Source organism: Acetobacter thailandicus, from assembly GCF_011516655.1.
In the GTDB taxonomy this organism is placed as follows: domain Bacteria; phylum Pseudomonadota; class Alphaproteobacteria; order Acetobacterales; family Acetobacteraceae; genus Acetobacter; species Acetobacter thailandicus.
The window spans coordinates 96,290-118,404 of the sequence record NZ_WOSV01000005.1 but is presented as its reverse complement, the minus strand read 5'-3'; the positions used below and the strand labels follow the sequence as shown (position 1 = coordinate 118,404).

26 protein-coding genes are annotated in these 22,115 nt (G+C 51.1%); 16 read left to right on the top strand and 10 right to left on the bottom strand.

Annotated elements, in window-relative coordinates; all coding sequences use genetic code 11:
• Positions 1–53 precede the first annotated feature (53 nt).
• Positions 54–674, bottom strand: a complete 621-nt coding sequence (locus GOB58_RS08455) for a YjbE family putative metal transport protein (RefSeq protein WP_086554050.1) — start codon at positions 672–674, stop codon at positions 54–56.
• Positions 675–836: 162 nt separating this feature from the next.
• Here GOB58_RS08455 and purB point away from each other — a divergent pair, with 162 nt between their 5' ends.
• The 9 genes from purB (at position 837) to GOB58_RS08410 (ending at position 7,591) form a co-directional block, all read left to right on the top strand.
• Positions 837–2,186 (top strand): adenylosuccinate lyase, encoded by a 1,350-nt coding sequence (gene purB / locus GOB58_RS08450; RefSeq protein WP_086554049.1) that lies wholly within the window; start codon positions 837–839, stop codon positions 2,184–2,186.
• A gap of 120 nt (positions 2,187–2,306) precedes the next feature.
• Positions 2,307–3,059, top strand: a complete 753-nt coding sequence (purC, locus tag GOB58_RS08445) for a phosphoribosylaminoimidazolesuccinocarboxamide synthase (protein WP_086554048.1) — start codon at positions 2,307–2,309, stop codon at positions 3,057–3,059.
• Between the two features lie 34 nt (positions 3,060–3,093).
• Positions 3,094–3,336 carry a phosphoribosylformylglycinamidine synthase subunit PurS gene (purS, locus tag GOB58_RS08440; protein ID WP_086554047.1) on the top strand — a complete coding sequence of 81 codons (243 nt, stop codon included), beginning with the start codon at positions 3,094–3,096 and terminating at the stop codon, positions 3,334–3,336.
• Positions 3,333–3,704: a Rap1a/Tai family immunity protein gene (locus tag GOB58_RS08435; RefSeq protein ID WP_086554046.1), complete on the top strand. Its 372-nt coding sequence runs from the start codon at positions 3,333–3,335 to the stop codon at positions 3,702–3,704. Before purS ends, GOB58_RS08435 begins: the two co-directional genes overlap by 4 nt.
• Positions 3,701–4,402 (top strand): phosphoribosylformylglycinamidine synthase subunit PurQ, encoded by a 702-nt coding sequence (gene purQ, locus GOB58_RS08430; protein ID WP_086554045.1) that lies wholly within the window; start codon positions 3,701–3,703, stop codon positions 4,400–4,402. The genes GOB58_RS08435 and purQ overlap by 4 nt, the downstream gene beginning before the upstream one ends.
• Positions 4,399–6,597 (top strand): phosphoribosylformylglycinamidine synthase subunit PurL, encoded by a 2,199-nt coding sequence (gene purL / locus GOB58_RS08425; protein ID WP_173559902.1) that lies wholly within the window; start codon positions 4,399–4,401, stop codon positions 6,595–6,597. Before purQ ends, purL begins: the two co-directional genes overlap by 4 nt.
• Before the next feature lie 25 nt (positions 6,598–6,622).
• On the top strand, positions 6,623–6,859 hold the full coding sequence (locus tag GOB58_RS08420) for a BolA/IbaG family iron-sulfur metabolism protein (protein WP_086554043.1): 237 nt from the start codon (positions 6,623–6,625) through the stop codon (positions 6,857–6,859).
• A gap of 20 nt (positions 6,860–6,879) precedes the next feature.
• A complete protein-coding gene (gene grxD / locus GOB58_RS08415; protein ID WP_086554042.1) occupies positions 6,880–7,203 on the top strand; it encodes a Grx4 family monothiol glutaredoxin in 324 nt (107 codons plus the stop codon).
• A 91-nt stretch (positions 7,204–7,294) separates the two neighbouring features.
• Positions 7,295–7,591, top strand: coding sequence for a hypothetical protein (locus tag GOB58_RS08410; protein WP_242005277.1), 297 nt, complete (start codon positions 7,295–7,297; stop codon positions 7,589–7,591).
• Positions 7,592–7,657: 66 nt separating this feature from the next.
• Here the strand turns inward: GOB58_RS08410 and GOB58_RS08405 are convergent, their stop codons facing one another.
• The gene (locus GOB58_RS08405; RefSeq protein ID WP_158092915.1) at positions 7,658–8,074 is read right to left on the bottom strand and encodes a YraN family protein; all 417 of its coding nucleotides are present in this window, start codon (positions 8,072–8,074) and stop codon (positions 7,658–7,660) included.
• A gap of 29 nt (positions 8,075–8,103) precedes the next feature.
• On the opposite strand from GOB58_RS08405, the gene cls reads away from it, so the two are divergent.
• Positions 8,104–9,534 (top strand): cardiolipin synthase, encoded by a 1,431-nt coding sequence (gene cls / locus GOB58_RS08400; RefSeq protein ID WP_173559901.1) that lies wholly within the window; start codon positions 8,104–8,106, stop codon positions 9,532–9,534.
• Positions 9,535–9,536: 2 nt separating this feature from the next.
• Here cls and GOB58_RS08395 read toward each other — a convergent pair whose 3' ends face one another.
• Both GOB58_RS08395 and GOB58_RS08390 read right to left on the bottom strand, forming a co-directional pair.
• A complete protein-coding gene (locus tag GOB58_RS08395; RefSeq protein ID WP_173559942.1) occupies positions 9,537–10,184 on the bottom strand; it encodes an endonuclease/exonuclease/phosphatase family protein in 648 nt (215 codons plus the stop codon).
• A gap of 35 nt (positions 10,185–10,219) precedes the next feature.
• Positions 10,220–11,311: an AI-2E family transporter gene (locus tag GOB58_RS08390; RefSeq protein WP_086635338.1), complete on the bottom strand. Its 1,092-nt coding sequence runs from the start codon at positions 11,309–11,311 to the stop codon at positions 10,220–10,222.
• Positions 11,312–11,517: 206 nt separating this feature from the next.
• Between GOB58_RS08390 and GOB58_RS08385 the strand changes: the two genes are divergently transcribed.
• On the top strand, positions 11,518–12,366 hold the full coding sequence (locus GOB58_RS08385; protein ID WP_242005276.1) for a sulfurtransferase: 849 nt from the start codon (positions 11,518–11,520) through the stop codon (positions 12,364–12,366).
• A 4-nt stretch (positions 12,367–12,370) separates the two neighbouring features.
• Positions 12,371–13,582, top strand: a complete 1,212-nt coding sequence (gene metC, locus GOB58_RS08380; RefSeq protein ID WP_173559900.1) for a cystathionine beta-lyase — start codon at positions 12,371–12,373, stop codon at positions 13,580–13,582.
• Between the two features lie 9 nt (positions 13,583–13,591).
• Here metC and GOB58_RS08375 read toward each other — a convergent pair whose 3' ends face one another.
• The 4 genes from GOB58_RS08375 to GOB58_RS08360 form a co-directional block, all read right to left on the bottom strand.
• Positions 13,592–15,088 carry a YifB family Mg chelatase-like AAA ATPase gene (locus GOB58_RS08375; protein ID WP_173559899.1) on the bottom strand — a complete coding sequence of 499 codons (1,497 nt, stop codon included), beginning with the start codon at positions 15,086–15,088 and terminating at the stop codon, positions 13,592–13,594.
• A gap of 21 nt (positions 15,089–15,109) precedes the next feature.
• The gene (serA, locus tag GOB58_RS08370) at positions 15,110–16,363 is read right to left on the bottom strand and encodes a phosphoglycerate dehydrogenase (protein ID WP_086554217.1); all 1,254 of its coding nucleotides are present in this window, start codon (positions 16,361–16,363) and stop codon (positions 15,110–15,112) included.
• Positions 16,364–16,438: 75 nt separating this feature from the next.
• Complete coding sequence (locus GOB58_RS08365) at positions 16,439–17,239, bottom strand: inositol monophosphatase family protein (protein WP_173559898.1); 801 nt, start codon at positions 17,237–17,239, stop codon at positions 16,439–16,441.
• A gap of 10 nt (positions 17,240–17,249) precedes the next feature.
• A complete protein-coding gene (locus GOB58_RS08360) occupies positions 17,250–17,762 on the bottom strand; it encodes a c-type cytochrome (RefSeq protein WP_086635408.1) in 513 nt (170 codons plus the stop codon).
• A 157-nt stretch (positions 17,763–17,919) separates the two neighbouring features.
• Between GOB58_RS08360 and GOB58_RS08355 the strand changes: the two genes are divergently transcribed.
• Genes GOB58_RS08355 through smpB form a run of 4 tightly spaced genes read left to right on the top strand, consistent with a single transcriptional unit; the run spans position 17,920 to position 20,947 of the window.
• Entirely contained in the window at positions 17,920–18,663 is a 744-nt protein-coding gene (locus GOB58_RS08355; protein WP_173559897.1) for a 3-deoxy-manno-octulosonate cytidylyltransferase, read from the top strand.
• Positions 18,660–19,553 (top strand): prephenate dehydratase, encoded by an 894-nt coding sequence (locus GOB58_RS08350; RefSeq protein WP_086635343.1) that lies wholly within the window; start codon positions 18,660–18,662, stop codon positions 19,551–19,553. Before GOB58_RS08355 ends, GOB58_RS08350 begins: the two co-directional genes overlap by 4 nt.
• A gap of 6 nt (positions 19,554–19,559) precedes the next feature.
• Positions 19,560–20,450, top strand: a complete 891-nt coding sequence (gene dapA / locus GOB58_RS08345; protein WP_173559896.1) for a 4-hydroxy-tetrahydrodipicolinate synthase — start codon at positions 19,560–19,562, stop codon at positions 20,448–20,450.
• Complete coding sequence (gene smpB, locus GOB58_RS08340) at positions 20,450–20,947, top strand: SsrA-binding protein SmpB (protein WP_086554212.1); 498 nt, start codon at positions 20,450–20,452, stop codon at positions 20,945–20,947. The genes dapA and smpB overlap by 1 nt, the downstream gene beginning before the upstream one ends.
• Positions 20,948–21,044: 97 nt before the next feature.
• Here the strand turns inward: smpB and GOB58_RS13225 are convergent, their stop codons facing one another.
• The gene (locus tag GOB58_RS13225) at positions 21,045–21,755 is read right to left on the bottom strand and encodes a cold-shock protein (protein ID WP_086554211.1); all 711 of its coding nucleotides are present in this window, start codon (positions 21,753–21,755) and stop codon (positions 21,045–21,047) included.
• Positions 21,752–22,078, bottom strand: coding sequence for a hypothetical protein (locus GOB58_RS08330; RefSeq protein WP_173559895.1), 327 nt, complete (start codon positions 22,076–22,078; stop codon positions 21,752–21,754). Before GOB58_RS08330 ends, GOB58_RS13225 begins: the two co-directional genes overlap by 4 nt.
• Positions 22,079–22,115 lie beyond the last annotated feature (37 nt).

Below are 22,115 nucleotides of genomic sequence, written 5' to 3'. Positions count from 1 at the left end.
CTCTGACAGGCTCACCAGGAACAATCAACCTGGCACAGGACAGGCCAGCCTGATTACGACTTAAAAAACGGAACATGCGGCCAGACTTCAGCAGAGCCTTTATAAATCAGCTCAAGGGCAACAAACAGCACGATAAGCAGCCCCACCCATGACAGCCATTTATAACGATCAAGCAGGCGTGCAACATAAGATGCCGCGACCCCCATCAGAAGAACAGAGAAAACAAGCCCTGCCACAAGAATATAAGGATGCCGGGCTGCTGCTCCCGCTACAGCGAGAACATTATCAAGGCTCATAGAAAGGTCAGCCAGGAAGATACGGAAAATAATTTTACCCATACTGCCCTGAGCGGCAGCCTCAGCATTGTCATCATGCTGAACGGCGCACATCTCGCGGTACATCCGCCAGCATACCCATAGCAGCAAAATACCACCGGCAAGTGTAAGCCCTATAATTTCAAGCAATCTGGCGGCGACAAGGGCAAGGATAATACGCAGAACGGCAGCAATACCAATGCCTGCAAAAATGGCCTTTTTTCTCTCAGCAGGTGAAAGAGATTTAACCACAAGCCCGATTACAACAGCATTATCGCCCGCCAGAGTAATATCAATCAGAATAACCTGACAAAACGCGATAAGAGCCTGAAAGCTAAAGCCATCTAGTAAACTGTTCACAAAAACTCCGATTCGATAATAATCCGCGCGGGTATAATACGAAGCCCGCTCAGATTAATGCACGCATTCTGGTCAAACTTTTATGAATTTGGTGGCAGACGCACAGCACGAAATCAGCTAGAGAGGCGGCATGTTTCTGTAAACTGAAGGAGTGTTGCAGTTATGGTGCCACGTTATACCCGTCCCGTCATGGCCGCGATCTGGTCTCCTGAAAACCGCTACCGCATCTGGTTTGAGATTGAAGCCCTGGCCTGTGAAGCAATGGCTGAATACGGTGCTATCCCCAAAGATGCTGTTAAAGTGATCCGCGAGAAGGGCGACAAAGCTCTGGCTGCTTTCTCTGCTGCAGATCTCGCCAGAATTGACGAAATTGAAGCTGAGACCCGTCACGACGTTATTGCCTTCCTGACCTGGCTGGCAGAAAAAGTCGGCCCTGAAAGCCGTTTTGTTCATCTGGGAATGACCTCATCTGACATTCTCGATACCTGCCTCTCTGTCCAGCTGGTGCAGGCAACTGACCTGCTGCTGAAAGACCTTGACGAAGTTCTCTCTGCTCTGCGCGTCCGTGCATTTGAGCACAAACACACCCTTACCATTGGTCGCAGCCATGGCATTCACGCTGAGCCGACCTCTTTTGGTCTGAAGCTCGCTGGCCATTATGTGGAGTTTGAGCGCAACAAAGCCCGCCTGCTGGCTGCACGCGCTGAAATTGCAACCTGTGCGATCTCTGGTGCTGTCGGCACATATGCGCATCTTGACCCTCGCGTTGAGCATTATGTCGCTGAACGCCTTGGCCTGCAGGCAGAGCCTGTTTCAACACAGGTTATTCCCCGTGACCGTCATGCAGCCTATTTCTGCACCCTGGGTGTGATTGCAAGCGGCATTGAACGCATTGCAACCGAAATTCGTCATCTGCAACGCTCCGAAGTGCGTGAAGCTGAAGAATTCTTCCACCCTGGGCAGAAGGGGTCTTCTGCCATGCCGCATAAGCGCAACCCTGTGCTGACTGAAAATCTGACCGGGCTTGCCCGTCTGGTTCGTTCAGCCGTTGTCCCGGCACTTGAGAATGTTGCCCTGTGGCACGAGCGTGACATCAGCCATTCTTCTGTTGAACGTAATATCTGCCCTGATGCGACCATCGGCCTTGATTTTGCGCTTGCCCGTCTTTCAGGCCTGATCGGCAAACTGCTGGTTTACCCTGAACGTATGGCAGCAAACATCGAAAGCCTTGGTGGTGTTGTTCACTCAGGCGAAGTTCTGCTTGCACTTGCACGCGCTGGCCTGTCCCGTGAAGATGCCTATCGCATCGTGCAGCGCAACGCGATGGAAACCTGGACAAAGCTCGGTACACCTGAAGGAAAATCCTTCCGCGAGAATCTTGATGCTGACCCCGAAATTGCCGGGCGCATTTCAGCTGATCTGCTTGATTCTGCTATGGATAGCCGTCAGCACCTGAAAGCCATCGACGCCATCTATGAAAAGGTCTTCGGTGAAGCAGGCCCCGCTGCCTGAAAGACTGTTTCTTCAACTTTAAAACCCTGTTATAGCTAACACCCAGGCAGGGCCGCACAAGCTGGCCCTGTATGCAGCGATCGCAGGGATAGACTTCCAGCAAGACAGGTAAGGACAATCATGGCCCGTCGTCGCCAGCTTTACGAAGGTAAAGCCAAAATCCTTTTTGAAGGCCCTGAACCCGGCACAGTAGTTCAGTATTTTAAAGATGATGCCACAGCAGGCAATGGTGCCAAAAGTGCTGTCATTACCGGCAAAGGCGTTCTGAATAATCGCATCAGTGAGTATCTGATGCTGCGCCTTCAGGAAATCGGTATTCCCACCCACTTCATCCGCCGCATTAATATGCGTGAGCAGCTGGTAAAAGAGGTCGAAATTATCCCTCTCGAAGTTGTTTTACGTAATATTTCAGCCGGCAGCATTGCCAAGCGTTTCGGGTTGGAGGAGGGCGAACGCCTGCCTCGCACGGTCGTTGAGTTTTATTACAAAAACGATGATTTGGGTGACCCTCTGGTTTCAGAAGATCACATCATCGCTTTTGGCTGGGCCACACCGCACGACCTGGAAGAGATTACCGCTCACGCTATGCGTGTGAATGATTTTCTGTGTGGTCTTTTCACCGGCATTGGCATTCAGCTTGTTGACTTCAAACTCGAGTTTGGCCGGGCATGGGACGGGGACGATATGACCATCGTTCTTGCTGATGAAATCTCTCCCGACAACTGCCGTCTGTGGGACAGTCAGACCAGAGAAAAACTTGATAAAGACCGTTTCCGCCGTGACATGGGCGGCGTGAAAGAAGCTTATCAGGAAGTCGCCCGTCGCCTGGGCATCCTTCCCGAGGAAGCAAACGGCACCGATACCGACCAGTAACTCTCTCTCGTTCAGTAAACAGGAATTTCAACCAATGAAAGTACGCGTAACCGTCATGCTTAAAGAAGGTGTGCTTGACCCCCAGGGTAAAGCCATCGGGCATGCCCTGCACACTCTTGGGTTTCCTGGCGTGGAAGCTGTGCGTGTCGGCAAAATTATTGATCTGGACCTGAAAAGCACCGACGCACAGGCTGCCCGCGCAGAAGCCGAAAAAATGGCCAGTGAACTGCTGGCAAACCTGGTCATCGAAGACTTCACCGTTGAGGTTCTGGGATGAAAATTTTCTCTCTCACACTTGCTGGTGCATTACTGCTCGCCTCACAGGGCGTAGCACATGCTCAGCGTGTGACGCCGATGACCGCGGGCAGGTTTGGCAAAATATGCTCAGCTGCCTCCGGTCACGCATTGTGTGATGCATATATTTCAGGCATGGCTGACTCTGTCGCGCTTGCCACGCTGAGTGCCCGTAATGAAGGGCACAATGAAGCGGCTGACTTCTGTATCCCGGTCAGTGAAGATGCAGCCTCAATGCGCAGCAAGGTAGTCGCATGGCTCAAAGGTCATACCGATACTCTCTCCCGGCCGGTTGGCGAAGGTGTCTTCCGTGCTTTGCATGACTCTTACCCCTGTAGTGCAAAAAAATGAAAGCAGCTATTGTCGTCTTTCCAGGCACCAACCGTGAACGCGATATGGCCATTGCCCTCAGACGCGTTACGGGTAAAGCGCCTGTCATGTTATGGCACCGGGACACTGAACTTCCCGATGTTGACCTTGTCGTTCTGCCAGGTGGCTTCAGTTACGGAGACTACCTGAGATGCGGTGCCATGGCCGCTCATTCTCCTATTATGTCTGAAATCCGTGCCTATGCACAAAAAGGCGGGCATATTCTCGGTGTCTGCAACGGTTTTCAGATCCTGACAGAAACCGGCCTTCTGCCTGGCGCATTGCTGCGCAATGCCGGTCTGCGCTTCCTTTCTCAGGACTGCACACTGCGCGTTGAACGTAATGACACCGCCTTTACCCATAAATGGAAAAAAGGCGATGTGTTCCGCACACCTATGGCACATGGTGACGGAAACTACACCGCTGATACCCGGACACTGGAGCAGCTTGAAGGTGAGGGGCTTGTTGCCTTTCGCTATGCTTCAGCCACCGGCCAGGCTGATGAAACTGACACTCTGACGAACCCGAATGGCAGCATGAACAGCATTGCCGGTATTTTAAGTCAGAACACCCGTATCTGTGGCATGATGCCTCACCCGGAGGATCTGGTTGATCCTCTGATGGGCGGAGAAGATGGCCTGCCATTATTTACTGGTCTTGTGGAGGCGATTGTCCGGTGAAAAAGACTGTTGATGAAGCTCTGGCGCAGGAATTTGGCCTGACGTCAGAAGAATACGCCCGTGTTATTGATATTATGGGCCGCACCCCAAGCCTGACAGAGCTGGGTGTGTTCTCTGTCATGTGGTCAGAGCACTGCTCCTATAAATCTTCACGCAAATGGCTGCGTACGCTGCCGACTACGGCACCATGGGTTATTCATGGACCGGGTGAAAACGCAGGCGTTGTTGATATTGGCGAAGGCTATGCTGCCATTTTCAAAATGGAAAGTCATAACCATCCGTCATTCATCGAGCCTTACCAGGGAGCTGCAACCGGCGTTGGCGGCATTCTGCGTGACGTCTTTACCATGGGTGCCCGACCTGTTGCCAACCTGAACGCCCTGCGTTTTGGCAGCCCCGAAACCCCCAGAACACGTCAGATTATTGATGGCGTTGTGCGTGGTATTGGCGGTTATGGTAACTGTGTTGGCGTGCCAACAGTGGGGGGTGAAATTAACTTCCACCCGGCTTATGACGGTAACCCGCTGGTTAACGCCATGACAGTTGGTATTGCCCGCAAAGACCGCATCTTCCTTTCCGCCGCAGCTGGTATTGGCAACCCGGTCGTTTATGTCGGTTCGCGCACAGGACGTGATGGCATTCATGGTGCCACCATGTCTTCTGCCGAGTTTGACGAAAATGCACTGGCAAAACGTCCGACTGTTCAGGTTGGTGACCCCTTCATTGAAAAACTGCTCATTGAGGCCTGCCTTGAGCTGATGGCAACTGACGCAATTGTTGCTATTCAGGATATGGGTGCAGCTGGTCTGACCTCATCTTCTGTCGAAATGGCGGGCAAGGGCGGCGTTGGTATCGACCTCAACCTTGACGATGTGCCACAGCGTGAACCTGGCATGACAGCTTATGAAATGATGCTGTCTGAAAGCCAGGAGCGTATGCTCATGGTGCTCAAGCCTGAACGCACTGAAGTTGCCCGTAAAATCTTTGAGAAATGGGAACTCGATTTTGCGATTATCGGGCATCTGACAGACACAGGTCATATTGTTGTCAGGCATAAAGGTCAGGTTGAGGCTGATATTCCACTCGACCCGCTGGCTGAGCAGGCCCCGATCTATGATCGCCCGGCCACACGTACAGCTCCACCCGCACCGGTAGCAGACATTCACGCTCCTCTGTCGCTTGAAGATATGCTGCTGAAACTTGTTGCCTCTCCCGACCTGGCGTCTCGTTCATGGGTATGGAACCAGTATGACAGCACCGTTGGTGGTCAGACAGTTCGTCGCCCCGGAGCGGCAGATGCTGCCATTGTCAAAATTGAAGACACCTCACTGGGCCTCGCCCTGACAACCGACTGCACGCCACGTTATTGCCAGGCTGATGCCAAAACCGGTGGTGCCCAGGCTGTAGCCGAAGCATGGAGAAATATTACAGCAGTTGGCGCACGCCCCTTAGCTGTGACAGACAACCTGAACTTTGGTAACCCTGAAAAACCTGAAATTATGGGGCAGTTTATTGCCGCTATTGAAGGTATGGGCGATGCCTGCCGTGAGCTCGACTTCCCTGTCGTGAGCGGTAACGTCTCACTCTATAACGAGACACGCCAGCCGGATGGATCAACCATGTCCATTCTGCCAACACCGGCTATTGGTGCTCTGGGCGTGCTTGAAGACGTAAACAAGGCCATTGGTCTGGCCATGCAGGATAACGCGGATATCGTTCTGATTGGCGACACCAAAGGTGAGCTGGGCCAGTCCGTCTGGCTGCGCGAAATTCTTGGGCGTGAAGAGGGAGCTCCTCCGCCGGTCGATCTGAAAACAGAAAGACGGAATGGTGATTTTGTCAGGCAGGAAATTCTGGCAGGTCATGTGCTCTCCTGTCACGACCTGGCTGACGGTGGCATTCTTGTCGCCCTGGCAGAAATGGTCATGGCTGACGGTGTTGGCTGTACTCTTGAAAGCCCGGCATCAGGTATCAGACCTGAAGCTTTCTGGTTTGGTGAAGATCAGGCCCGCTATATCGTCTGCGTTAAAAATGCGCCTGACCTGTGCGCCCGCGCTGAAAAAGCCGGGGTTCCGGCACGCGTGCTCGGGCGTTCAGGCGGCAGCGATTTGATTTTGCCAAGCGGCGTTACCATATCAGCAGCACGTCTTCGTACAGCGCATGATTCTTTCTTTCCGGCTCTTATGGCCAGCTGAGAAATACTAAAAAGGTTTTTTGACTATGGCTATGTCCGTCTCTGAGCTTGAAGGTTATCTGACCAAAGCTTTTCCTGATGCACAGATCAAAATTACTGATCTGGCAGGCGATGGTGACCATTATTCCTGCGCGATTGTCAGCGAAGCCTTTCGCGGACTTTCGCGCGTCAGGCAGCATCAGCTGGTTTATCAGGCTCTTGAAGGGCACATGGGTGGAAAACTTCATGCTCTTGCACTCCAGACCTCTACGCCTGAAGCGTAATTTTTAAAGGATCTACCATTATGTCTGATACCGCTCAGCAGATCATTCAGAAAGAAATCGACTCAAACCCGGTTGTTCTGTTCATGAAAGGCGATGCAGATTTTCCACAATGTGGATTCTCTGCCCGTGTTGTACAGATCCTGTCTCACCAGGGCGTACCATTTAAAGCCATTAATGTTCTGGCTGACCCTGCCATTCGCCAGGGGATTAAGGACTTTTCAAACTGGCCGACTATTCCTCAACTCTATGTTAACGGGGAATTTATTGGCGGATGCGACATCGTGACTGAGATGTTTCAGTCCGGGGAGCTCCAGAAACTCCTGGATGAAAAAAAAGTTAGTTAACCTGTGAAATCCTGATTTTTCGGTTGTCAGGATGATGGTGGCCCGTGTAGTTTATTTTCAGATTTCATGGGCTGCCTGGGGTAATATCATAATGCGTTTTTCGTCTGTTCGTTGTGCTCTGTTCGTTGCAGGCATGAGTGTCTGTGCAATTACAACAGGGCCCAGCGCCCATGCTGAACGCATTATCTCTGATTATGAAGCGACCAAACTGACCTTTGCTTCTTTAACAGCGCCGCCTCCGGTTATTCATGTGCGTCGCAAGGCACATGCTGTGCCTGGCTACCGTCTGGCAAGCACACGCCATACCTCAGCACGTAACATGGTTCATCTGGTTTCTTACCCGGTGAAACATAACAGAGTGCATGTTGTCCGCCGCCATCATACCTGATAGCTGGCTTTTCTACTTCTTCTTCAGAGAGATCCTCTTCTCTGAAGAAGAACTTTATTCCACATATTAATATTCTCTGAGAATATCTTTCACCTGATATTCGTTACCTTTTGCGTCCGTTACGATCAGGTCAAAGCGAATATTTTCATAGTGCCAGTCGGAATAAACTGACAAAAGATATTCAGCCGCTTTATACAGGCGCCTTTGCTGTTGTGGCCGAAGGCTACAGAGAGCCCCCTCTATAGTTCTGCGCTTTTTGACTTCTATAAAGCATAATAAATTTTCTTTTAAAACAACCAGATCAATCTCTCCGCAGGGTGTTCTTGCGCGCTCAAGTAAAATCTGCCACCCTGAGATAATCAGCTTCTCTTTAATATCATGTTCTGCCTGCCTGCCACTCTGATGAGCCAGAGCACCGTTCAGACGGCGCTTTTCCTTCAGATATCCCGGCGTGCTGCCTGTGATATCTTTTGATGTAAGCAATCGTTTACTCCTTATGCAAATACGAAGCCATGATCCCTTTTGATATTCTGCCACATCTTCCGTTCATCACAGCGGCTATTATACGCTTTATACTGGTTATAACGGTTTCTTTGCATATTTTACTTACAAAAAGAAATACATCATCAGCTATAGGATGGATAGGTATTTGTATCCTTATGCCTGCCATGGGTACAATACTATATCTTATGTTTGGCATTAACCGGGTGCGCAGACTGGCCCGGAAACTGGTCGACAATTCTCAGCTCGATACGTCAGGCTCAAACCATGCATCACAATGGATACATAACCCCCAGGGAGACCTCGCTCCTCTGGCCGTTATGGTGCGTAAATTAACTGATCGACCATTAACCGAACATAATAAAATTACCTGCCTGCATGACGGAGATAATACATACCCCCTGATGCTTCAGGCCATTGCAGATGCTGAGCAGAGCATTCTTATATGCTCTTATATTTTTCGTAATGATAAAACGGGCCGTGATTTTATTGAAAAATTATCTCAGGCCCACAAAAGAGGGGTGCAGGTTCGCGTGCTGGTAGACGGCATAGGAAGCGGTTATTTCCTCTCCCCGGTTTATCATCGGCTCAGGCGGGCAGGGGTTCCATGCTCACGCTTTATGCATTCTCTGCTTCCCTGGCGTATGCCTTTTATCAACCTGCGCAACCACCGAAAAATTCTCGTTGTTGATGGTAAAATCGGCTTTATGGGGGGGTTAAATATTGCAGATGAAAATCTTGTCTTACAACATCCCAAAGAGCCTGTATCAGATACGCATTTCCAGCTTGAAGGACCGATAGTCAGGCAACTGGCGGAAGTTATTGCCACCGACTGGTGTTTCTCTACCGGAGAGATACTTAAAGGCGATATTTACTTCAAAGAACATGTAGCAGATTCCAACATTGCCGCACGTATTGTCACTGCGGGCCCTGACAGTGACCTTGAAAAAATAGAATTTACAATGATGCAGGCTGTTACGCTCGCCCGCAAACAGGTCAGAATTATGACCCCTTATTTTTTGCCCGGGTCACGCGTCTTATCCGAACTGGCTCTGGCTGCCCTGCGTGGTGTTGAAGTTGATATCATTATCCCTCAGCACAGCAACCATCCGTTGATGGACTGGGCCTGTGCCGCCAACATAGGGCCTGCACTTGATGCCGGTGTGAAAGTGTGGCTGGTTAAGCCACCCTTTAATCACTCCAAACTCATGGTTGTGGATCGTAAATGGACCTTCGCTGGCAGCTCAAATATGGATATAAGAAGCCTGCGTCTGAATTTTGAAATTAATTTTGAAAGCTACGATGAAACACTGGCAGGTAATGTCGATGATTTTATGAGTAAACATAAACATATAAGACTGACCCACCATCACCTGGATCAGCGACATAATCTGATAAAAATCAGAGATGCAGCAGTACGACTATTTATGCCTTATCTGTAGAGTTAATAAACCAGCCTGACAGCAATTGGCCTGTGATCGGAAGCAAATACAGGCAGCACCTGCGATTCAACACAATGCATGCCGCTTACCAGGCAGCGGTCAATACGAATGGGAAAAACTGAGGCCATATTGTGTGTTGGCGCTTTAGGCCCGGCGTCCTGAAAGCCAGGAACCATCGTTGGGCCAATCAGGTTAAAGTCACCCAGAATTGCACAGGGCGCAGGCATAAGTGCCGCGATACGCCTTAACTGCCGCCTGTTTAAAACCTGCCCATGCGACAAATGTACATTAGCAAGAGAAAACCCGGGATATTCAATGATCAGGGTATGACGCTTAACAACAGCCCCTGAGGGAATAATACAGGCTCGTGGCTGCCTGAGAAACTCTCTGCGGCTCCAGCAGGCAACTCCGTGAATACGCCCGGGCAAAGGAGCGCGCTCATAATAGCCGCCCATAATTTCAGGTAACAGATCAATTTCTTCAGTTGCTTCCTGCATCAGAAGAATATCAGGCTGCTCTGCCTCAATCAGCTGGGTTACATCGTGAACCGTAGCTCCTGTACGGCGCAGCAAATTCCAGCTGATAATTTTTACCGCATTGCCAGCAACATGAATATGTTCAGGTATCAGCCCTTGCTTGGGGCGCAGCATCTGCGTAAGCGGTTCTAAACGTAAACGACGGCGCATCATGAAGACACACTCCTGCTATCACTCTCAGACATAAGAGACGAGGGGCCACGCCCTGCATATTCTATCGTCAGCGTATACCCGACAGCCAGCAAAACAGGTCCTATAAACACACCTAATGCGCCAAAAGACACAACGCCACCAATGACGCCCATTATTGTAAGCAGGTAAGGCATTTTTGCACCACGGGCAATAAAAAACGGTCTGATGATATGGTCCGCTCCGGAAATAAATATAATACCGAATAAAAGTAAAAAAATACTTTTTATTATCTGATGATCAGCCATCAGCCATATCCCTGCCGGAACCCACAGCAGAGGCGCGCCAATCGGAAGAACAGCCAGAAAAAATGCAATAACACCAAACATCACCGGGTCAGGAAGAGCAACACAGCGAAAGCCAATACCTGTCAGCAGGCCCTGAATAATTGCTGTACCTAAAATTCCATACACGGTGCCACGTACCGTACCACCTATCAGATGCAGATGTCTTTCGCCATGACGCCCGGCAATACGGGTTGCGATAGTGTGCAAGGCATCAACCATCGACAGGCCACTCAGCCAGAAGAAAAAAGAAATAAAGAGCGCCATAACCAGATGCAGAGCCCCACTTGCAAGCTGCATAAAAAGGGCAAATGACGCTTCAACCATTTTATCAGCATAAGGGCCTATCTCTGGCCTGAGATGATTAATGGCATACTCCAGCCTGATCCATTTTTTGCTTAGCTCATGCCCCACCATGGGCAGTTGTGTCAGCCAGCCCGGTAACGGGGGTAGGGTATGCTGCACACTAAAAATATCCATCAGCTTTTCAGCCCAGCGCGGGCTGACTGCTATAATAGTCGAAGCCAGAAATGCCAGTGGCATAACGACGCACACACTACACAAAGCAACCATGCTCAGGCTGGCTGGCACGGGTTTCATCCGTCGCCTTAAAAACCGAAAAACAGGCCATGTTGTGTAGGTAATCACTGCCGCCCACAAAATCGATTCTGACAAGGGTGTCAGAACCACAATGCAGCCAAAAGCAATAGCACCAACCAGAAGAGTCTGTAGTATCCGCTCGGTCGTAATTCCGGAAGGACCAGTCATCGTTTCAGCTAACCGTACAATTTATTTCTCTCACCCTGATCATGACCAGAATGAGCCGACATGCAAGCCGGCACCTTTATATGCCTGTTTTATATACCCTGAGATTATGAAAAGTGATTGCAGAGAAATAAATCTTCGGTAACATCGGAGAAATATTATTTTTTCCTGCCCTGCCGCCTTCAGGGTGCTGTTTCAAAGTTGGTAACATGATGTCACCTCTTATTTCTGTGGCTGCCCTGCAAAAGCATATCAGCGATCCTAAGATACATATTCTTGATGCCACGGCACTACTTCCCGGGCAGAACTTCAACCCCCGGGAGGCATTTACCGGCAATCATATCCCCGGCAGTGCATATTTTGATATCGACCTGTTCTCAGACCCGGAAAGTACACAGCCGCACACAGCGCCGGGAGCTGCACATTTTGAACAGCACTTTGGCGCTCTGGGTATATCTCACGCTGATACGGTAGTTTTTTATGACCAGGGCAATGTTGCTTCATCCTGTCGGGGCTGGTGGCTGTGCAGATTATTTGGCCATGACAATGTTTACGTTCTTGATGGCGGATTACCGGCCTGGGTGAACCATGATTTACCGACAGAGCAAGGCATCTCTCCGGCTAAAGCTGCCGCCGTTTATCACAGTAAGACCCACTACAGTCGCATTAAAGGGCTGGGGGATATGCTGGATTGCGTTCTTGATGGCTCGAACCCGGTTCTGGATGCCCGCTCAGCGGACAGATTTTATGGCCGCGTGCCGGAACCCAGAGCCGGAGTTGCTTCAGGCCATATGCCAGGAGCCGTAAACCTGCCTTACCAGAATGTTCTTAACGCCGACAAAACCTTCCTCAGCACCGAAAAACTATGTGATATTTTTAGTCAAGCCGGGGTCTCTGCCTCCGGTGCGCCTGCTATCACAACATGTGGCTCCGGCATGACAGCAAGTGTGCTGAGCGTTGCTCTTGCTCACGCCGGGCTGCCTCAGGGCGCACTTTATGATGGTTCGTGGGCCGAATGGGGCGCGCGCACTGATACACCTATAACTAAAGACAAATAGCACCATGACATCAGATCATTCCGTCAAAAACGGCTGGCAGGCTCTTGCAACGCTGCTCACACATCAGGCCAGGCCGGAACAAAATGCTGCGGGCACTTCTGTAAACGTCCCCCTGACACGAGGCTCAACAGTTCTCTTCCCGACACTGGAGGATATGAACGCCAGGGGGAAGCTCCGGTATGAGCATGAATATATTTATGGTGCTATGGGCTCACCTCCGCAGCATGAGCTTGAGAAAATTCTTGCGACGATAGAAGGTGGTACCCACTGTCAGGCTGTCAGCTCAGGCCTTGCGGCCTGCACTATGCCTTTTCTGACCTTTCTGAAAACAGGTGATCACTGCCTGCTGCCCGACAATGTCTATGGCCCGACCAGACGCTTTGCCAACCACACACTCAAACGCTTTGGGGTAGAAACCACCTTCTACCCACCATCTCTTTCACCTGAAAAACTCCAGGCGTATTTTCGCGACAACACACGTATGCTGTTTACGGAAAGCCCAGGCAGCCATACCTTCGAAGTGCAGGATATTCCTGCACTTGCAGCACTCGCACATAAAAACAATGCTCTTCTGACACTCGACAACACCTGGGGCTTTGGCATTTTCAAACCGTTTGAGCATGGCGTTGATATCTCAGTACAGGCCCTGACCAAATACCCTTCAGGGCACTCAGATGTCATCGCCGGGGCCATTATCGTTAACACCCCAGAGCACTGGAAAATATTACGCGATACGGCCATTGAACTTGGGCAGCTTGCCGGTGCTGATGACTGCTGGCTGACATTACGCGGCCTGCGTACAATGGGTGTCAGGCTTGCGCATCAGTCTCAGTCCGCTCTGGCTATTGCTCAATGGTTAACAACCCGACCTGAAGTAGAAAAAGTTCTTCATCCGGCGCTGCCTGACTGCCCTGGGCACGAATTCTGGAAGCGCGACTTTAAAGGCGCTGGCAGTTTATTTGGCGTCATTCTGAAAGCGGACTATGCGCAGAGCGCTATGGAGCGATTTATCAATAACCTGCAGCTTTTCGGTATTGGCGCCTCATGGGGCGGATATGAAAGCCTGGTTCTGCCAACATCAGGCGGTATGATTACCCGCAATTATGAGGCCCCGACAGATGGTGCCGGGCCGTCCTTCAGACTGCAGATCGGTCTGGAAAATATCGAAGACCTTAAAGCTGATCTCTCACAGGCTTTTGTGCTTTTAAAATCATAAAATGGTCAATTAACTTCCTGACCTCGAACGATAGATCGCGGCCTCCGCAATATGCGGGGGCCCTATATTTTCTGCGCAGGCGAGATCGGCTATTGTCCGTGCAATGCGTATCATACGTGTGTAACCACGTGCTGAAAAATGAAAACGGGCCGCTATTTTCTGTGCCGTAGCTTCAGCATCGGCTGACATGCTCATGTTTTCTGGCTTTGCCTCAGCATTTTTCACATCGTCCTGCCTGACCTGCTGCCGCTTACGAGCAGCAAGCACACGCTGAGCCACAGCAGCGCTGCTTTCACCTGCTGGCCGGACCATATAATCAAGCGGTGTGAACGGATTAAACGCTACGAACAAATCTATTCTGTCCAGCAACGGCCCCGACAGCCGGGCCATATAATCCTCCGCACAACGCGGGGCTTTTCTGCACTCTTTTTCTGCATCACCCATATAGCCACACCGGCAGGGATTCATCGCTGCAACCAGCTGAAAACGGGCAGGGTAGGTCACATGAGCCGTTGCCCTGGCAATACTGATACGGCCTGTTTCAAGCGGCTGACGTAAAGCCTCAAGCACGGTCCTTGAAAATTCAGGCAGCTCATCCAGAAACAACACACCATGATGCGCCAGGCTAATCTCTCCGGGAGCGGCTTTCATGCCTCCGCCAGTTAAAGCGGCCTGACTGGCGGAATGATGAGGGTCACGTACAGGGGGGCGCCTGAGAGGTCGCCCGCCCTGCAACAACCCGGCAGCGCTATAAATACGTGAAACCTCAAGACTTTCCTGCGCTGTTAAATCTGGCAAAAGAGAGGGCAGGCAGGCTGCAAGCATTGACTTTCCTGCACCAGGAGGACCTGAAAATAAAAGAGAGTGCCCGCCTGCAGCAGCTATTTCGAGCGCGCGCCTGCCTGTCTCCATCCCTCTGACGTCTGATAAGTCAGGGAGCTTCTCTGAGTGTGCCTCTGTTTCGGGGGAAGAAAAAACCGGCTGCGGCAAGACCTGCGCACCATTGAAGTGATTAACCAGCTCAAGCAGATTAGTCGCTGCCAGAACCGGAATATTGCCCCCACACAGAGCTTCTTCTCCCTGCGCATGCGGACAAATAAGACCCAGCGTCATTGAAGCCGCCTCAATCGCAGCTGATAAAACACCTGCGACAGGATGCAGAGAGCTGTTTAACGACAACTCTCCTAACGCTGCGAACTCAGTTATTTGTTCTGGGGGGATAATACCCATAGCGACAAGAAGAGCGAGTGCTATAGGCAGATCGAAATGTGAGCCTTCTTTAAGAAGGTCCGCCGGCACCAGATTAACAACGATACGCTTAGGAGGGAGAGATAACCCGACGGAAGCAAAGGAGGCTCTGACCCGCTCACGCGCTTCACCAACGGTTTTATTCGGCAGGCCAACAATCTGAAACGAAGGCAGACCTGTCGAGATCTGGACTTCAACCCAGACAGGCCTTGCCTCGATACCTGAAAAAGAAAAACTGCGGATACGAGCATTAATCATATCCGCATTTATTACATAAAATTAATGACCTTTATAGATCAATCTTGCGCGGATTGTACCCTCAAGAGAGCGCAGAGCGGCAAGAATACGGTCATCAAGCTCTGTGTTACGCTGGGTATCAGCTTCAATGACAACATAACCAATTTCACCATCGGTCTGAAGAAACTGTGCGGTTACGTTACTTTTTTCCTGAAGGAAAATTTCATTGAGGCGCATCATCATGCCGGGCACATTATGGTGCACATGCATAAAGCGCGTACCTCCGGGGCTTTCAGGCAACTGAACACCCGGGAAGTTCACGGCACCAAAAGTCGAGCCAACATCAGAATACTCAACAAGCTTACGGGCTACTTCAACCCCGATACGCTCCTGCGCTTCAGCGGTAGAACCACCGATATGCGGTGTCAGAATAACATTCTCCAGGCCAAGCAGCGGAGATTCAAATTTTTCAGCCGGGCCTTTAGGCTCTTTAGGGAACACGTCAATTGCAGCACCGAGCAGGTGGCGGCTTTTGAGAGCCTCAGCAAGAGCATCCAGATCAACAACATTGCCACGTGCATTATTGATGAGAAAGGAGCCTTTTTTCATAGCCTTAATCTGGCTGGCACCCATCAGATTTTTTGTAGATGGCAACTGCGGCACATGCAGGCTGACCACATCACTTTCTGCCAGCAGTTCTTCCAGCGTATCAACGGCTCCCGCGTTGCCATGCCCCAGCTTATCTGTCACGTCAAAATAAATAACGCGCATGCCAAAGGCTTCAGCGAGCACAGAAAGCTGTGAGCCAATAGAGCCATAGCCAACAATACCCAGAGTTTTACCGCGCACTTCCCAGCTGTCAGTCGCTGATTTATTCCAGTCACCGTTATGGCAGCCGACTGAACGGGGGAAAATACGGCGCATCAGCATAACGATTTCACCCATCACCAGTTCGGCGACAGAGCGTGTGTTACTATATGGCGCGTTAAAAACCGGAATACCGTTCATCCGGGCGGCTTCAAGGTCAACCTGATTGGTACCAATGCAGAAACAGCCGATAGCAATAAGGCGATCTGCTTTTTCTATGACCTCTTTTGTCAGCTGTGTGCGGGAACGGATCCCGACAATATGCACACCTTCAAGTGCTTTTGTAAGGGCCTCCCCCTCCAGGGCTCCCTTATGACGGACAACATTCTCGTACCCGCTGGCTTTAAGCAGCGCGACGGCACTGTCATGCACGCCTTCAAGCAGAAGAATGCGAATCTTATCCTTAGAGAGAGATAAGTGTGTATTCATGTCGGAATGACCATCCCTGTTGTGGCAACGCGATCACATATCGCATAACGAAGAAAAATTCCAAGCTCTGCCCTGTCAGATATCCTGAGAAGACCGTAACATTCTGACTGCTTTTTCATGCAGCACGGCGTTACCGGCTGCCAGTACAGTCCTGTCACCATCTGCTCTCAGGCTGCTCCCGTCCCAGGCTGTAATTTTACCACCGGCCCCCTCGATAACAGGCACAAGTGCAGCCCAGTCCCATGGGTTCATATCACATTCAGTAATGAGGTCGATCTGCCCCAGCGCAAGGAGGCCATATGCATAGCAGTCCCCCCCCCACGTCATACGAGCAGTATTCTGCTTAAGCACTTTCCAGCCTTCATGGGGTGCCATTTCAAGCATCTCGGGGGAGGTACATGACATTTCAGCCTGTGCCAGCTCATGACAGGCGCGGGTCTGTGCATTCCCTCCCAGCGGGGAAGTAAAGAGTGTTTTCTGGCCTTTTACACCCAGCCAGCGCTCCTGGGTGACAGCCTGATCGATAAGACCAATAACCGGCTCTCCATCCTCCAGCAGCGCGATCAGTGTGCCAAATAAAGGCCGGCCTGTCACAAAGGACCGTGTGCCATCAACCGGGTCGAGCAGCCAGCGATAGCGTGCCTTCTCATTCTCAAGGCCGAACTCTTCACCAAACACGCCATGTTCTGGCAAAAGTTCAGCCAGTATTGCCCTCATAACCCGTTCTGCAGTGCGGTCAGCCACAGTAACCGGGCTTTTATCAGCCTTACTTACAACGTCAAAAGGTGCCCTGAACCAGGGACGGATGACTGTGCGGGCCGCATCAGCCATCATTACAGCAACATCACGAAAAAAATCGCAGGTATCAGGCTTCATGGCTCAGTCTTTACTGCGCTGGCGGTGATGCTTTTTCATCAGCATGACCAAGAGTATGAAGGAATGCGATCAGGTCAGCGCGCTGATCGGCTGAAGGCAGGCCGGGAAATGACATACGCGTACCGGGGGCAAAATGCATGGGTGATGTCAGCCAGTCTGATAATTTCTGATCTGTCCATGACTGATTATTCAGAGCCACCAGAGCAGGGGAGTATGAATAAACCGTCACAGAAGCAATTTTTCGTCCTGCTATGCCGGCGAGGTCGGGGCCTACACTTTCCTGTCCCGCTTTAAACTGATGGCAGATGCCACAAAACTGCTGAGCCAGAACAGCACCACGTTCAGCATTGCCTTTTTTCAGCGCGACCTCTGCAGAGGCTTTTTCCATTCCAGGAACAGAAAAAGCCGGATGAGCAGGGGCCGTATCAGGCACCACGGCACTACCCGCAGCCCAGGAAACTCCTGCCATACCCAGACTAAGCACAACTGCGGCACCCAGCCTGTTAAGAAATATACTCTTCATCTTCTGCTCAACCCACGCCTCTGGTTGCGTTTCATGCGCACCTTTTCTAGACTGCAAACCGCTTCATTCTGAGGCGTCCGCTCCGCATCCTGCTGCGGGTCCAGTATTCACTGCTTAATTCAAGGCTATAATCTGTGGCTGAATATCGAGCAAGCCGATGACATCACCTCTTGTCATCATTCCTGCGAGGCTTGCCTCTACGCGCTTACCGGGCAAACCACTGGCTGATATTGCCGGGAAGCCGATGATTTTGCATGTCATGGAAGCCGCACAGGCGGCAGGAATCGGTCCCGTCATTGTTGCCGCAGCTGACCAGGAAATCTGTGATGTCGTCATCAACGCCGGTGGTCAGGCGTGTCTGACTCCTCCTGAACTGCCATCAGGCTCAGACAGAGCCTGGCATGCAGCCCAGCTGGTGGACCCTGCCGGCAACCATGACCTGATTATTAATCTGCAGGGGGATCTGCCAACATTTGCCCCTGAGCACCTGCACACCCTGGCCCGGGTCATGGACAACCCGGCTTATGATATTGGTACACTTGTCGCTCCCATTACTTCAGATGAAGAAAAAACAGCTTTCTCTGTCGTTAAAGTGGCCTGTAACTTTCGCGAAAATGCCACCAGCGCACTCGCTCTTTATTTCTCCCGCAATGTTATTCCGTGGGGCGAAGGTGTATTCTGGCATCATGTCGGCGTGTACGGATGGCGCAGAGAGGCACTGAAGCATTTTATCAGCCTGCCCGAATCCGGCCTGGAAAAACGTGAAAAACTCGAACAGCTTCGCGCCCTTGAAGCCGGGTTATGCATTGGCTGCGGGCATATCTCTCATGCTCCCTTTGGTGTAGATACCCCCGAAGACCTTGAGCGCGCCCGCAAAGAACTGGGTAACGGCATAGCATGACAAAAAATACGATAGCTTTTCAGGGGCGTCCTGGCGCTTATTCCGATCTGGCCTGCCGCGCAGCCCGACCGGGATGGATTACTCTGCCATGCAAAACCTTTGCTGAAGCCATTGACGCCGTGCACCAGGGGCGGGCAGAGCAGGCTATGCTGGCATGCGAAAATAGCCTGGCAGGCCGGGTTCCTGACATTCATACGTTGCTGCCTAATGCCGGCCTTTCAATTATTGGCGAGCATTTTCAGCGTGTTGAGCACTGCTTACTCGCTGTTCCAGGCACAAAAATAGAAGATATCAAAAGAGTTCATACGCATTCTGTCGCTATGGGACAGATCATGGGACTGCTGCACGACTATAAACTCACGCCGGTTGTGGAATTTGACACTGCCGGTGCTGCAGAAATGGTTGCTGCATGGAACAACCCGGAGGAGGCTGCCGTAGCGTCAGAGCTGGCAGGCACACTCAACGGGCTGACTATTCTGAAGCATAATGTTGAAGATGCCCGACACAACACGACACGCTTCTATATCGTCTCGGAAACAGCAGCCCGGCCAGCAGCTGACGCTAAAAATATTATGACTACGCTTATTTTTAACGTCAGAAATATTCCCGGCGCACTCTATAAAGTGCTGGGAGGCTTTGCGACCAACAACATTAATATGACCCGCCTTGAAAGCTACATGTCGCCAGGGGATTTTGCTGCGACGCGCTTTCTGATGGATGTAGAGGGGCATCCTGAAAGTCCCTCACTTTCAAAGGCTATTGCCGAGCTTGAATTTTTCTCCCGCGAGTCAAATATCCTGGGTGTCTATGCCCAGTCGCCCTTTCGCCGGGAAATTACCGATATCACTTCTGGTACGACACGCACCACCACCACCGCCCAGGACAGCTGACAGATTATGTCTCATACACGCTTTACCGGCTCAGTTACGGCCCTTATTACTCCCATGAATCAAGACGGAAGCCTTGATTTTCCTTCTCTGGAAAAGCTGGTGGACTGGCAGATCAAAGAAGGCACGTCGGCGTTATGTGCTATGGGCACAACCGGTGAAAGCCCGACACTTTCGCATGACGAACACCATGCCGTGGTGGAGCGAACCATCAAAATTGCAGGCGGACGGGTACCCGTTATTGCCGGAGCAGGCTCGAACAGCACAGCTGAAGCTATTGACCTGGCCAGACATGCAGAGAAAGCCGGGGCTTCTGCTGCTCTTGTTGTTACGCCTTACTATAACAAACCTACGCAGGAAGGTCTTTACCGGCATTTCACAGCAATTGCTGACGCCATTTCCATTCCTGTTATCCTCTATAACATCCCTGGTCGTTCTGTCGTTGAAATCAGCGTTGAGACGTTTGCCCGCCTGGCGAAACATGGCAATATCACCGGGGTAAAGGACGCAACAGCTAACCTTCTGCGCCCCCTTCAGCTCCGCCGTGCCATCGACAAACCCTTTAACCAGCTCTCAGGTGAAGATGGCACAGCAGTTGCCTTCCTTGCTGCCGGCGGGGATGGCTGCATCAGCGTGACATCCAATATTGCTCCTGCTTTATGCGCTGCGGTGCAAAAAGCATGGCAATATAATAAAACAGATGAAGCCATTGCCTTACAGGATAAGCTGCTACCACTTCATGATGCACTGTTCTGTGAAAGCAATCCCGCGCCTGTAAAATACGCTGCCAGCCTTCTCGGACTGGCCGGCGAAACGACTCGTCTGCCGCTTGCCCCCCTGACAGAAACCTCACGTCAAAAGGTTAAACAAGCACTTATGGATACCGGATTACTCAGCTAATGGCCCAGAAACCTCGTAAAAGCGCGATGATCTCACACGGTATCGCCGCGCAGAATCGTAAAGGGCGCTTCAACTATGCCATTAAAGAGACAGTTGAAGCTGGCCTGGTACTTAAAGGCGCTGAAGTAAAAAGTTTACGTCTTGGGCGCGCAACAATTACAGAGGCCTATGCAGGCGAGCGTGACGGTGAGCTGTGGCTTTTTAACAGCTATATCCCGGAGTATCAGGGGGGAGTACTCTCGCGTTTTGATACGAAGGCACCTCGCAAGCTGCTGCTGCACCGCAAGCAGGTACAAAAATACCTTGGCGCTGTTGCCAAAGAGGGCGCCACTCTGGTGCCGCTGGATATTCATTTTAATCAAAGAGGTGTTGCCAAAGTCACTCTTGGCCTTGGTGAAGGCAAGAGAAATGTCGATAAGCGCCATGCTATTGCTGAGCGTGACTGGCAACGAAATAAGGCTCGGGTTTTACGTGACAAGGGCAGGGGAGACTACTGAGGAATTCCCTCTCCCGGACTCAGTCATTTTTTATAAAATCTGACCAATAAAAAACCCCGCATAAAGCGGGGCTTTTCATTCTGATTACTCAGAAAAATCAGGCAGGGTCAACCTGAGCTGCTTCCGGGCCTTTCTGACCCTGAACAACTTTAACGTGGGTTGACTGTCCTTCATTAAGGCTGGTCAGACCTGAACGCTCAAGGGCTGAAGCGTGAACAAAAATGTCCTTACCACCGCCATCAGGTGTAATAAAGCCAAAACCTTTTGTGGAGTTGTACCATTTAACAGTACCGCGCACTTCTTCTGCATGCGACATATCCGGAGCCGGGCGAGGCGCACGGGCAAAACCACCGCGGTTACCACCACCTGCGTTAAAACCGCCGCGTGGACGATCTGACGCTTCCTGTGCTGTCGCTGTGCTTTCGTCAACAGAGATAACCTCTGCAACCTGACGACCTTTAGGGCCCTGACCAATACGCACAACCAGAGTTGCACCTGGATTTACACCGTCATGGCCGATCTGAGAAAGGGCATTGGCATGCAGGAACACATCGCCTGAACCGTCAGACAGCTCAACAAAGCCGTAGCCTTTTTCATTGTTAAACCATTTGACTATAGCGCCAATCTCTGCGCCAGAGGCAATAACCTGCGGGCCACCACCACCAGCTGGTCTGCGGGGAGCGAAGCCCCCACGGTCACCAAAGGAAGGGCGCTCGCCATATGATGCTGGCGGTGCAGACATAAAATCATCGTCAAATCCGCCGCGGCGCGGAGAACGAGAGCTGCGGTCGGTCCTGTTACTTCTCAACGGTCTTGATCCTGGAACATGGAGACAGGTTTTACCTTCTCCAGATATTGAAAAACGGAAAGCTTGCCAAACGGCAGTGCAGGTTCCGGCATCATTTTTATAAAACTGACCATGAACTGCACGACATACACCCTTTGGAATAACTTCCTCGCGTCAACGCTAGCATAACTAACCGCAACGCCGCTACAGGAAAGCACGAAAACCAAAAGATTTGCATCATCTTTGTAAAGATACTCACAAAAACGTGAAAAAAACCTTAAAAACTTAGTGGCCAGCTGCGGAGTATGCGCATCAGTAAGGCAAATAGCAGCTTTACCTGGCACATAATTTTCAATTAATAAGGAGTCCTTGCTGATATCC

What these genes read in the sequence shown, in the direction of transcription:
- purB (WP_086554049.1), top strand. Translation starts at nt 837, where the DNA reads ATGGTGCCACGTTATACCCGTCCCGTCATGGCCGCGATCTGGTCTCCT.
- purC (WP_086554048.1), top strand. Translation starts at nt 2,307, where the DNA reads ATGGCCCGTCGTCGCCAGCTTTACGAAGGTAAAGCCAAAATCCTTTTT.
- purS (WP_086554047.1), top strand. Translation starts at nt 3,094, where the DNA reads ATGAAAGTACGCGTAACCGTCATGCTTAAAGAAGGTGTGCTTGACCCC.
- GOB58_RS08435 (WP_086554046.1), top strand. Translation starts at nt 3,333, where the DNA reads ATGAAAATTTTCTCTCTCACACTTGCTGGTGCATTACTGCTCGCCTCA.
- purQ (WP_086554045.1), top strand. Translation starts at nt 3,701, where the DNA reads ATGAAAGCAGCTATTGTCGTCTTTCCAGGCACCAACCGTGAACGCGAT.
- GOB58_RS08420 (WP_086554043.1), top strand. Translation starts at nt 6,623, where the DNA reads ATGGCTATGTCCGTCTCTGAGCTTGAAGGTTATCTGACCAAAGCTTTT.
- grxD (WP_086554042.1), top strand. Translation starts at nt 6,880, where the DNA reads ATGTCTGATACCGCTCAGCAGATCATTCAGAAAGAAATCGACTCAAAC.
- GOB58_RS08410 (WP_242005277.1), top strand. Translation starts at nt 7,295, where the DNA reads ATGCGTTTTTCGTCTGTTCGTTGTGCTCTGTTCGTTGCAGGCATGAGT.
- cls (WP_173559901.1), top strand. Translation starts at nt 8,104, where the DNA reads ATGATCCCTTTTGATATTCTGCCACATCTTCCGTTCATCACAGCGGCT.
- GOB58_RS08395 (WP_173559942.1), bottom strand. Translation starts at nt 10,184, where the DNA reads ATGCTGCGCCCCAAGCAAGGGCTGATACCTGAACATATTCATGTTGCT.
- GOB58_RS08390 (WP_086635338.1), bottom strand. Translation starts at nt 11,311, where the DNA reads ATGACTGGTCCTTCCGGAATTACGACCGAGCGGATACTACAGACTCTT.
- GOB58_RS08385 (WP_242005276.1), top strand. Translation starts at nt 11,518, where the DNA reads ATGATGTCACCTCTTATTTCTGTGGCTGCCCTGCAAAAGCATATCAGC.
- metC (WP_173559900.1), top strand. Translation starts at nt 12,371, where the DNA reads ATGACATCAGATCATTCCGTCAAAAACGGCTGGCAGGCTCTTGCAACG.
- GOB58_RS08375 (WP_173559899.1), bottom strand. Translation starts at nt 15,088, where the DNA reads ATGATTAATGCTCGTATCCGCAGTTTTTCTTTTTCAGGTATCGAGGCA.
- serA (WP_086554217.1), bottom strand. Translation starts at nt 16,363, where the DNA reads ATGAATACACACTTATCTCTCTCTAAGGATAAGATTCGCATTCTTCTG.
- GOB58_RS08365 (WP_173559898.1), bottom strand. Translation starts at nt 17,239, where the DNA reads ATGAAGCCTGATACCTGCGATTTTTTTCGTGATGTTGCTGTAATGATG.
- GOB58_RS08360 (WP_086635408.1), bottom strand. Translation starts at nt 17,762, where the DNA reads ATGAAGAGTATATTTCTTAACAGGCTGGGTGCCGCAGTTGTGCTTAGT.
- GOB58_RS08355 (WP_173559897.1), top strand. Translation starts at nt 17,920, where the DNA reads ATGACATCACCTCTTGTCATCATTCCTGCGAGGCTTGCCTCTACGCGC.
- GOB58_RS08350 (WP_086635343.1), top strand. Translation starts at nt 18,660, where the DNA reads ATGACAAAAAATACGATAGCTTTTCAGGGGCGTCCTGGCGCTTATTCC.
- dapA (WP_173559896.1), top strand. Translation starts at nt 19,560, where the DNA reads ATGTCTCATACACGCTTTACCGGCTCAGTTACGGCCCTTATTACTCCC.
- smpB (WP_086554212.1), top strand. Translation starts at nt 20,450, where the DNA reads ATGGCCCAGAAACCTCGTAAAAGCGCGATGATCTCACACGGTATCGCC.